General features: G+C 49.7%; 10 protein-coding genes and 1 other RNA gene. 5 read left to right on the forward strand and 6 right to left on the reverse strand.

From position 1 onward, the window contains the following. Both Q0X25_RS05340 and Q0X25_RS05345 read right to left on the reverse strand, forming a co-directional pair. On the reverse strand, positions 1-754 hold a 754-nt coding region (locus tag Q0X25_RS05340; protein ID WP_298579598.1), incomplete at its 3' end, for an adenosylhomocysteinase. Positions 755-779: 25 nt separating this feature from the next. Further along, the gene (locus tag Q0X25_RS05345; RefSeq protein ID WP_298579600.1) at positions 780-2159 is read right to left on the reverse strand and encodes an MATE family efflux transporter; all 1380 of its coding nucleotides are present in this window, start codon (positions 2157-2159) and stop codon (positions 780-782) included. A gap of 87 nt (positions 2160-2246) precedes the next feature. Between Q0X25_RS05345 and Q0X25_RS05350 the strand changes: the two genes are divergently transcribed. After that, on the forward strand, positions 2247-3527 hold the full coding sequence (locus Q0X25_RS05350) for an Mbeg1-like protein (RefSeq protein WP_298579603.1): 1281 nt from the start codon (positions 2247-2249) through the stop codon (positions 3525-3527). Here Q0X25_RS05350 and Q0X25_RS05355 read toward each other — a convergent pair. After that, the gene (locus Q0X25_RS05355; RefSeq protein WP_298579606.1) at positions 3524-3997 is read right to left on the reverse strand and encodes a low molecular weight protein-tyrosine-phosphatase; all 474 of its coding nucleotides are present in this window, start codon (positions 3995-3997) and stop codon (positions 3524-3526) included. The genes Q0X25_RS05350 and Q0X25_RS05355 overlap by 4 nt on opposite strands. Positions 3998-4160: 163 nt before the next feature. On the opposite strand from Q0X25_RS05355, the gene Q0X25_RS05360 reads away from it, so the two are divergent. The 3 genes from Q0X25_RS05360 (at position 4161) to Q0X25_RS05370 (ending at position 6966) form a co-directional block, all read left to right on the forward strand. Next, positions 4161-5144 carry an ABC transporter substrate-binding protein gene (locus Q0X25_RS05360; protein ID WP_298579609.1) on the forward strand — a complete coding sequence of 328 codons (984 nt, stop codon included), beginning with the start codon at positions 4161-4163 and terminating at the stop codon, positions 5142-5144. A gap of 110 nt (positions 5145-5254) precedes the next feature. After that, entirely contained in the window at positions 5255-6172 is a 918-nt protein-coding gene (locus Q0X25_RS05365) for an ABC transporter permease (protein ID WP_298579612.1), read from the forward strand. Next, a complete protein-coding gene (locus tag Q0X25_RS05370; RefSeq protein ID WP_298579615.1) occupies positions 6172-6966 on the forward strand; it encodes an ABC transporter ATP-binding protein in 795 nt (264 codons plus the stop codon). The genes Q0X25_RS05365 and Q0X25_RS05370 overlap by 1 nt, the downstream gene beginning before the upstream one ends. Positions 6967-7159: 193 nt before the next feature. Here the strand turns inward: Q0X25_RS05370 and Q0X25_RS05375 are convergent, their stop codons facing one another. The 3 genes from Q0X25_RS05375 to Q0X25_RS05385 form a co-directional block, all read right to left on the reverse strand. Further along, positions 7160-7798, reverse strand: coding sequence for a DedA family protein (locus tag Q0X25_RS05375; protein WP_298579618.1), 639 nt, complete (start codon positions 7796-7798; stop codon positions 7160-7162). 69 nt (positions 7799-7867) lie between these two features. Continuing rightward, an RNA gene (gene ffs, locus Q0X25_RS05380) (signal recognition particle sRNA small type) lies at positions 7868-7963 on the reverse strand. 148 nt (positions 7964-8111) lie between these two features. Beyond that, the gene (locus Q0X25_RS05385; RefSeq protein ID WP_298579621.1) at positions 8112-9170 is read right to left on the reverse strand and encodes a Gfo/Idh/MocA family protein; all 1059 of its coding nucleotides are present in this window, start codon (positions 9168-9170) and stop codon (positions 8112-8114) included. 126 nt (positions 9171-9296) lie between these two features. Here Q0X25_RS05385 and Q0X25_RS05390 point away from each other — a divergent pair. Then, a partial coding sequence (locus tag Q0X25_RS05390; protein ID WP_298579624.1) for an adenine deaminase occupies positions 9297-10801 on the forward strand: 1505 nt, incomplete at its 3' end.

The raw sequence follows: 10801 nt of genomic DNA on the forward strand, positions 1-10801 counted from the left end.
GAGCCTGCATGCTTGTCACACAGGTTTCACCTGTACCATGCCGATTGTCAAAGCCGGTCTTTAGGCGCGAGTCGTTAACCGCAACCACAGGCCAGGGCAGCTCCCGCGCCGCTTCCATGGCTGCAAACGCACGAACGCCCGAGGTTGTCTCCTCTGTCACACCTATGAGCTGGGCAGATAACGCTGGACGTTCCAACTTGCATAGTCGCGCAAAACTACCTCCATCATCCACAATCAGATTAGGTCGCAGACGATCGAGTAAACGCAACGCAGCTGCGTGGTCTTGCTCGGGCGTCCAGGTGGCACACGCCTCAACTATCACATCACGGCTAGCGAGCTCATCAGCCACGCCTTGGTCAACTTCTGCGGCAGGCGCACACACCCCTACCTCAGCGCCCGCACGCTTTAGCTCTTGTAACAGCACACTTGTCTTGGGCTCGAGTACCAGACAAACTGCAATACGCAGCCCCCGTAAGCTTTGCTTGGCCGCAAGACTATCTATAAGCGCACGGGTAACAGGCATATATTTTGCAGCGCGCGCCATTGCTTCGGCACCAGTGAGTTCCTTCTTTTTGGGCAACTCATTCCAGATAAAATCTGCTTCCTCACGTTGAGAAATCGGCAATAATCCCCAACTCTGGAACGCCGTGCGTAGACCATCTGTCAAAGCTTCCTCAGTCACAAAAACGCGTGAGCCCGCAAGTGACCTATTTGTCCGCGCGGATAACTCCGCAACCCATTGTGCAAATTCCATATCAGTTACCAAACTCTCGCTTTGCTTATCTGCCTATCTCAATTTTGCCGCCACGCAACTCACGACGGAAGTAATACAGTGTTGCAAGCGACAAAATCGCACCGAGCCACTCAGCACAAACATAGTTGAGCCACATACCCAAAAGACCCAAGGGATACAGCAAAAACACCAATGCAACAGGGAAAATGAAGGCATTGCATAACGACAAAATCGAAGCCAAACGAGGCTGGCTAAGCGCCACCAACATGCTATAGGTACCCATCACTAACCAACGCACGAGATAGCCCAGTGAGAATAGTCGCAGTGCCCGGATAGCCTCTACCAGATTGTCACCATGAGCATCCGTTATAAAGATATGAACAATTTCGTCAGGATAAATCCAAAGCAGGACGAGCGCGACCATACATACCACTGCTGCCGCAGCAAAGCAGCGCAGCTCAATCTGCTTGACACGATGTACATCATGGCGACCCCAATTAAAACCAACTGCTGGCTGCAAGGAATCAAGCATGCCATAGACGAGAGGGAACACCATGCCATCAAAATACATCACCATACCGTAGATAGTAACCGCAGCGGGACCACCCAATTTAAGAAGGAAAAAATTCAATATCAGCGCAGTTGTTTGACTCGCAATATTACTGAGAAACGTAGGGGTTCCATCGCCCACCACCCGGCGAATGAGAGCCCGACTAAACTGAGGTTGCACAAAATGAAGCTGCAACTCTCCTTTAAAAAAAGGCCAAAATGCTACGCATACGGCTATAAAAGTAGCTAAGCAAAAAGCATGTCCGGCAGCTGCTACATCCAGATGCCAAACACCTAAAAACAAAATCATCAAAGCAATACCTAAACCGCTCATCAAAATATTGGCACTCGTGGAGCGGCGAATGCGACCACAGATACGTAAGTAGTTATCTACCGCATACGCAATGGTTGTGATGGGCGACCACATCGCATTAACTCGCAAGAACTTTATTGCATTATCAAGCAGTTCACCCTCAGCTCCCATTGCTCTAAAGAGAGACGGTGCCCCAAAGAAAAGCAGAGATCCTGTCAACAAGCCTGCTGCAAGAATTAACACGATGGTGCTTGAAAAAATATTGTTAGCCTCATCCTCATCGCCACGACCCAGTGCAATTGAAATGGGTACCGATGAGCCCACGCCCAACAGGTCTGCAATTGCATAATTGATAATGACGAGCGGTAGTGCAAGATTGACTGCTGCAAACGCCGTGCTACCAAGAAAGCGCCCAACAAAAAGGCCTTCGCTCACGGTATAGAGCGAAGAGGCTGCCATGCTTACAGCACCAGGAAGTGCCACCATAAAAAACAAACGAGTTGGGCTTGTTTGAGTAAAAAGTTTTTCGTTATTCATAGGGTCCAAATTATCGTCACCATGCATGTATATAACAATCTCTTTGTTAAGGGTAGTCTAGCCGTGAACTCCTCTTTGGTACTATAAAAAAATACCAATAAAGGAGAGGTGCTCATGGCAGATATGTTTGACTATTTAGATTGGTTTGGTGACTTCGATTTTGACCACGTTCCTTTCAACGAAGTGGACAATATCATACTCGCCCATCTAGCTTATCTAAAGCTCGATAACATACTTTCTGCTTGTGAATTCTTTGATACCTCTGAGGTTTGGCATAGGTTTTCTACGCAAAAGGAATTGCCCAGCAACGGGCCACTCATTTCGAGCCGCACGAACGAATTATTGGGATACATGGTCAAGTCGGGCCGACGTTTTGCCAATGCAAAGCTTGGTTGCTACGAGACGTGCTTTGACGAAGAGGCGCGTGAGCAATTTGCTGCGTTGACGCTTTGTCTATCCGATGGCACCAGCTATGTCTCGTTTCGCGGCACCGATGACAGCTTGGTGGGATGGATCGAGGACTGTGATATCAGCTACAGCATCGTCCCTGCACAAAAAGATGCACTCGCCTACCTCTGCCGCATCGCAAGCCTGACAGATGGACCCTTGCGGGTTGGCGGACATTCAAAGGGCGGCAATCTTGCTGCCTATGCGGTTGCTATGGCGCCAGAGCTCGACGAACGTATTATTGAACTTTGGTGCAACGACTCCCCAGGGTTTGACGATGCGGTACTTCCACTCTCGACCTTTGATCGCCTACGCGAGCGCACGCGTCTCTTTACGCCTGAATACAGCCTCGTAGCAGGGCTTTTATCGCATCCAGTAGAACCTGTCATCGTCAAATCAAGCGCCCAAGGCGTTATGGAGCACAGCGCAATTAACTGGCAAGTTATGCGCGATAAATTGGTACGCGGAGATGATGTGCACCAAGGAAGCGTTCATGTGGGACGAGCCTTTAATGAACTGCTCGCCAGCCTTGATTTGCAGGAACGTAAAAATCTCATTGACGAACTCTATCAAGCATTTATCTCCCATGGTATTCATGACCTCACAGACATCGTGGAGCAAAGTCCTGCGGCAATCCGAGCAATCACCGATTCGCTTAAGTCGCTCGATGAAAATAGTAAAACCATCATTAACAGTTTTTTGTGGGATTCCATGGGAGGTGCCGTGCGCGGCGCTGCGGAGGAATCAGCCGAGCAAACCGCCAAGGTCTTGGCGCCCGTTGCCCAAGCGGTCAACGATGTACTCACCGAAGCTGGTAAAAAAACCAAAGAAACTCTCGCAGAATGGAAAGCGCAAACCGAAGCGCGTATTGAAGACTTGCAAACAGGCATGGTACAAGACAAGTCTTTACCAAGTCCACTCAACAAAACTGACGAAAAAACTGACTAGCTTTGCTTAGCTAAATACGCAAGCAGTGCTTTGCAGCCAGAAAGCACATCGCGCCACGTAGCATCAAAATCTCCGGTATACCAGGGATCTGCAATGTTAGCGGCATTCTGTCCCGGATTTCCGTCCACAAAGGAAAGTAATTTGACAAACTTGCCCTCAGGGTCTTCCCTGCAAATACGATGCAAGCCACCAAGATTCTCATCGTCCATGTAAACAATCAAATCCCAGTTGCCATACTCGGAAGCGCGGAACTGCCGTGCATGATGTTCGCAGACAGGCACTCCTTCTTTATGCAACTTGCGCACAGTACCGTGATGCACAGGGTTGCCAATTTCGTCACGACTGGTTGCGGCAGAATCAATGACAAATTCATATTGTCGCCCTGCCTTACACACTAAATCTTTCATTACGCTCTCTGCCATTGTTGATCTGCAAATATTGCCATGGCAGATAAACAGGATTTTATTCATTTCTTTATCCTACCGGTTACGACTCTGTAATTAATTATTGTTGCGCGGCACCCAATAGGATACACACAGCGATGATAGTTCCGTCCCTTTGTCCCAAAAGGTGGCCCAAAAACAAATTACCGCTATACGACACTGTATGGCGGAGCTTATGAGGAGGAACGACATGTCAAAAACTATCACACGTCGTCGTACACTGAGCGTATTGGGGAGTATGGGATTAGCTGCCTTTGGACTTTCTGCTTGTTCTAACGCTGACTCGAGCAGCTCCTCCTCTGGTGATGGAAAATTCAAAATTGGTGTATTACAGCTAACTGAGCATTCTGCACTTGATGCTGCAAACAAGGGCTTTGTCAAAGCGCTCGATGATTCGGGTATCAAATACACCATTGACCAGCAAAATGCTCAAAATGACCAATCCGCCTGCCAAACTATTGCCTCAAAGTTAGTCAACGAAGGCAATGATCTCATCCTTGCTATAGCAACACCTGCTTGTCAGGCTGTAGCAGGCGCCACAACTGATATTCCCATCGTCGGCACTGCCATTACCGACTACGTCGCCTCAGGACTTGTGGCCGACAATGACGCTCCTGGAGGAAATGTCACGGGCACCTCTGACCTTACACCTGTTGAGGAACAGTTTGAGCTGCTGCAAAAGCTCCTACCTGATGCCAAAAAGGTAGCAATTCTTTACTGCTCTGCAGAGTCTAATTCCAGCGTACAAGCCGAAATGGCCCACGACGCCGCCCGCGCACTCAATCTAGATGCCGAAGACTACACGGTCTCGAGTTCCAATGAGATTCAACAGGTTGTTGAGTCCATGATTGGTAAGGTAGACGTTATCTACGCGCCCACAGATAACACCATCGCAGCTGGCATGCAAACCGTTTCTATGGTTGCAACCGAGCACAAGCTCCCCGTCATTTGTGGTGAAGGTGGCATGGTCTCAAACGGCGGCCTGGCCACCTATGGCATTGATTACGAAAAATTGGGTTACAAAACAGGCAAAATGGCTGTCAAAATTCTCAACGGAGAAGCAAGCCCCGCCGAGATGCCTATCGAACGTCTAGATATCTCTGAATGCGCCTTGACAACTAATAAAGAGATCGCAAAAGCCCTCGGCATCGATCTCTCAAAATTGGATGCCTAGGGTTACGTTTTTCTTATAATGGATAGTCTCAAAATTGCCCACACACGATCGTCAACAAGCGCGGCGCGGGCTTTGAGCTGGCGACAAAAGACTATGTTGGGGAGAACTACATGCTATTAGCGCTTTCGGGAGCTATATCTCAAAGCATCCTCTGGGGTGTGATGGTGCTCGGCGTCTTCATTACTTACAAAATGCTCGATATTGCAGACCTCACCGTTGATGGCAGTTTTGCACTAGGAGGCTGTGTTGCGGCAGTTTGTTCGGTAGGGATGGGCCTCGACCCGCTCGTTGCAGTACTGCTGGGCACGCTCGCAGGCGTTGTTGCAGGAGCAGTTACTGGATTGCTCCACACCCTCTTTGATATTCCCGCGATTTTGGCGGGAATTCTAACTCAAATCGCGCTTTGGTCTGTCAATTTGCGTGTTATGGGCAAATCCAACACACCACTCTTAAATGTCGACACTGTTTTTACTCGTACCGCATCCCTTTTGCATATTTCTCGCGATAACGCAACGCTTGTCGTGGGAATTATTGTTGCTGTTTTATCGATTGTATTCCTCTACTGGTTTTTTGGTACTGAAATTGGATCGGCGATGCGCGCTACTGGCCAAAACGAAGATATGTGCCGCGCGCTGGGTATAGATGTACGTATCACTAAGCTCTTTGCCCTTATGCTTTCCAACGGTTTTGTGGGCCTGTCAGGCGCGCTTGTTTGTCAAAGTCAAAAGTATGCCGACATTGGTATGGGAACAGGCGCTATCGTTATTGGTCTTGCTGCTATTGTCATCGGCGAAGTGCTTGGGCGTCTCGCCCCCAATAAATTACAGGCCTTTGGCAGCCGTCTCACATCAGCCGTTATAGGTTCTGTTGTGTATTTCCTCATCCGTGCAATCGTGTTGCAGATGGGCATGGATGCCAATGATATGAAGCTGCTATCTGCAGCTATTGTGGCACTTGCGCTGGTCGTACCCGTGGTTTTGGAGCGCAATCAACAGCATCGCATGTACGCCAAAGGGGGTGAGTGCTAATGCTCGTACTTAAAGGCATCAGTAAAACCTTCAACAAAGGCACCGTTAACGAGAAGCCAGCGCTCATTGATATAAATCTACATCTCAATCCTGGTGACTTTGTCACAGTCATAGGCGGCAACGGAGCTGGCAAGTCCACCCTACTCAATAGCATTGCAGGCGTCTTTCCCCTTGACAGCGGTCAGGTTATCTTGGATGGACAGGATATCAGTCGACTGCGTGAACACAAACGCGCTGTCAATCTTGGTCGCGTTTTTCAAGATCCCATGCGAGGCACTGCCGCTGACATGCAGATCATTGAGAACCTCTCTCTAGCAGCGCGACGCGGCGCAAGTCGTGGGCTCAGATGGGGTATCAGCAAAAGTGAACATGCCCTTTACTATGAGCGTCTAGCCAAACTCGACCTCGGTCTTGAAGATCGCATGACTTCCAAAGTTGGACTACTCTCCGGCGGGCAACGCCAAGCACTTACCCTATTGATGGCCGTGCTCAAAAAGCCAAAGCTGTTACTTTTAGATGAGCACACCGCTGCTCTTGACCCTAAGACTGCTGCAAAAGTATTGGATTTAACTGAAAAACTCGTAGGAGAGTACAAGCTGACTACGCTCATGGTGACGCACAATATGAACGACGCCATTCGCTTGGGCAACCGTCTTATCATGATGCATGAGGGCCATATCATCTTCGATGTACAAAACGATGAAAAACGTCAGCTACGTGTGCAAGATCTGCTTCAAAAATTTGAAGAAGTCTCAGGGGGCGAGCTCGCAAACGATCGCATGCTCTTGTCGTAGATTCCCGCACTGACAACATTTCGATAGATGGTTCGTTTTTCGCACTGCTTACCGATAGATGGTTCGTTTCTCGAACTAGAAGAAAAATTGACCTGCGGTTTTACACTCGCCACGCTCGAAACTCGAACCATCTGTGGTTTGTGTCTCAATTGTCACCTGCGAAAAAGCATCTTTTCATCAGTCATTCTTTTGCTTATTTATTGAGGCGGCCACGAATCAATCCAACGACTGTCGGGATAACTGAGACTAAGACAATGCCAACAACCACCAGCTCAAAGTGCGCTTGCACGGCAGGAATGCCACCAAAGAAATAGCCCAGAAGTAGGAAAAGCGTTGACCACGTAATTCCACCAAGGATATTAAAGAGCACAAAGTGATGCCACTTCATGCCACCCACGCCAGCAAGGAAGGGCACAAAAGTACGAATAAAGGGAAAGAAACGCCCGAGAAAAATTGCAAGGCGTCCCCATTTATCCAGAAACGCCTCGGACTTCTCTATACGCTCAGGCGTCATAGCCTTTACTTTGCCTGAATCAATAATGCGCCTGCCAAGAAAGTGACCGATCAAAAAGTTGCATTGATCACCTAAAATTGCGGAGCACCACGCAACTGCCAGCAACAGGTAGATATTAAAGTCGCCTGTTGCGGCAAAAAAGCCCGATGCAAAAAGAAGTGAATCACCAGGCAGAAAGGGAAAGAACACAACCCCTGTTTCAACAAAAATGATCAAGAAGATAAAGCCATATGCGGCAACAGGTCCCATAGCAATCCAGCTTGCGATAGCACTGCGGGGGTCGCGGAGAAGGTCGACAAAAAAGTTGACAATGCCCATGTGTTCCTAACGTCGTTATTGATGATGACGCCCCGGGGCTTTCAGCAAGTCTCGGGGCGACCGCAAGTGAGCTCGGCGGGAACGGGCGCCCGCCCGAGGCTCCTTATGGCTGCTGCCTTCCGGCCCTGACCAGGTTCGGAACAGTGCGTCGCCCGAACCCACCCAACTCACTTGCAGGCCAAAGTATAGCGGTAGCCAAGCTTTGTTGCCTAGCTCGGCTACCGCACTGCCACAAATTCTCATAAAGCTTGTGACTTACTGAGAAATTTTCTAGACGAAAAATGCCACAAGCATACACATGGGCCCTCTCTATCTATTTGTCTGCAGGAAAACGCACGCCAAGCTGTCTGCGTGCTTCGTCCATCGTGGTGAGTGCATCATAGGTCACCTGCTGGAATTGATGAACACGTTTAAGCGCTTCGGCCTTCCTTGCCACCGCATCACGGAAGAAGGACAGTTCACACACCATATCGTTTTCAGGTGTCACAACGGGAAGCTCTTCTTCCGTACCGCCTACCGTACCATATGCCATACCTGCATCTACATGCGTCACGAGCTTTAACTGTGAGCAGTTAGGCAACGCTCCTATGGTCAAGGTAGCTGTTTCCCCTTGAATTTGAGACGGGATGAGATCATCTGTCACCTTTCCAAAAGAAAGATTCACTACCTTGTCTCCGTAGTCAAGCAGCACCTCTCCTGCTAGATCAATCTTTCCATAAGCACTATCAAGAGGCTCTCCAGGAACTGCCATACAAATTCCCGCAGCCAGCACGCGCTCGGGGCGGCCAAAGAACGCTATCGCGGGCTCCATGGTATAGATGCCAATATCCATCAACGCGCCCTCGGAAAGCAAGGGATCAAACTGATTGATACGCTCACCGGCACGCAAGCGCGCCATGCGAGAAGTAATTTTGGAAAAGCGGAAGGTTGCTTGGCGAATAGTTCCCAAGCGGTCTAAATTCTGTTCAATCTTGGCAAAACCCGGGTCATAAAGATTGCGCATTGCTTCCATCGCAATAACACCTGCAGCTTTTGCAGCAGCAAATACCTCTGCCGCCTCGGCAGCATTCGATGCAAAAGCTTTCTCTACCAGCACATGCTTGCCCTCTGCAATGAGCTGCTTTGCCTGAGGCCCATGTAGCGCATTGGGGCTTGCGATGTACACCGCATCCACATCAGGTGAGCTAGCCAATTCAGCTAGATCGTCAAACGCTAACTCCGCGCCATGCTTTTGTGCAAAATCTTTTGCTCGGTCAAGTGTGCGAGAATAGCATCCTGCCAGGCACACACCTTCAGTTTTTGCTACCGCATCAAGAAACCTCTCACAAATCGCACTGGTACCGATAGTCGCGATTCTTAACTCACGTCCCATAGCTGCAGCCTCCCTCACCTTACTTTGACATTTGTCCGTCATTTCTCATTATCCCACCACTGAGAATTGTTTTGTTTGACTGCGGGGTATTATGTTGAGAAGCAAAACCCATGGATTGGAGCCGCCATGTTCAATGCGTATTGCAAAAAGTCCCAATGGGAATGTCAACGTGACCTCATCCGCGTTGCACGCGGTGAGCAAGCCGCAGATTTGGTCATCCGTCATGCAACTTTAGTTTCTACTACCACTCGCGAACTGCTAAAAGATGCAGACATTGCTGTTGTCGCTGGCCGCGTGGCGTATCTGGGCTTGGAGGGAAAGACCGCAGAGCATTGTATTGGACCTCATACCAAAGTTATAGATGCTACGGGCTACTATGCCTTGCCCGGTCTTATAGACTCGCACATCCATATTGAATCATCCATGTGCTCGCCTTCCGAGTATGCACGTGCGGTTGTTCCTCATGGCACCACAGCCATCATGTGGGATCCACACGAAATCGCCAACGTTGCGGGTCTTGCAGCAGTACATGCCGCTGAAGCCGATGCCAAACGCACGCCACTTAAAGCGATGGTTACCACACCAAGTTGCGTACCAGCAGTGCCAGGTTTTGAAGATACGGGCGCTGAGGTGAGCGCTATCGATGTCGCCCAAGAAATGCAGCGTGATGACACCATAGCCCTCGGTGAGATGATGAACTATCCTGGCATCCTTTCCTGCCAAGACAACGCTCTTGATGAGGTTGCCGAAACGCTCAAAGCAGGGCGCACCGTCACGGGCCATTACACGGTGCCCGAACATGACCGTGATCTCAACGCCTACATCGCCGCAGGTATCACGGCAGATCATGAGTCCTACCGTCCCGAAGACGTAGTCGCAAAGCTGCGCTTGGGCATGTACGTGCAGTTGCGCCAGGGTTCTGCTTGGCAAAATATGAAACGTTTAGCTCCCGCGCTGACACATCATCAGATTGACAGCAGATTCTGCACACTGTGCTCCGATGACAATCAACCACGCACTATTGTTGAGGATGGACACGTAGATCGCTTGCTGCGCCTTGCCGTAAATTGCGGCATCAATCCTATCGAGGCTATACAGATGGCAACCATTAACACGGCAACATGCTTTCATCTTGACCATGATTTAGGGGCGATTATCCCCGGGAAATGCGCCGATATTGTACTGTGCGATAGCCTTGATGAATTCAACGTCCATCAGGTCTTTATTGATGGTGAGTTAGTTGCTGAGGATGGTAAGCCCCTCTTTGACTTTGAGCCCTACGACTGGCCGCGGGAGTATACGCATACCATGAATCTCGGCATGGAGATCACTTCCGAAAGTTTCCGTATTCCCACTGATAAGGCCAATGGCCCCGTCAAGGTGCATGTCATTGGCTCTACTCCTGGATCCACGGTCACAGATGATCTGGTCATGGAGGTCCTTGCCAAGGACGGCGAACTGCTCAGCGACCCCGAAAACGATTTGATTAAGGTCTGTGTCTTTGAGCGCCATCACGCCACGGGCTCACATGCAGCGGGCTTCTTGCATGGTTTTGGTATTCATGGCGCCCTCGCACAGACCGTCGCGCATGATGCTCATAACCTGCTGGTTGCTGGTGATAACGACGCTGA

Origin of the sequence: uncultured Olegusella sp., from assembly GCF_947253395.1 — a bacterium.
In the GTDB taxonomy this organism is placed as follows: domain Bacteria; phylum Actinomycetota; class Coriobacteriia; order Coriobacteriales; family Atopobiaceae; genus Olegusella.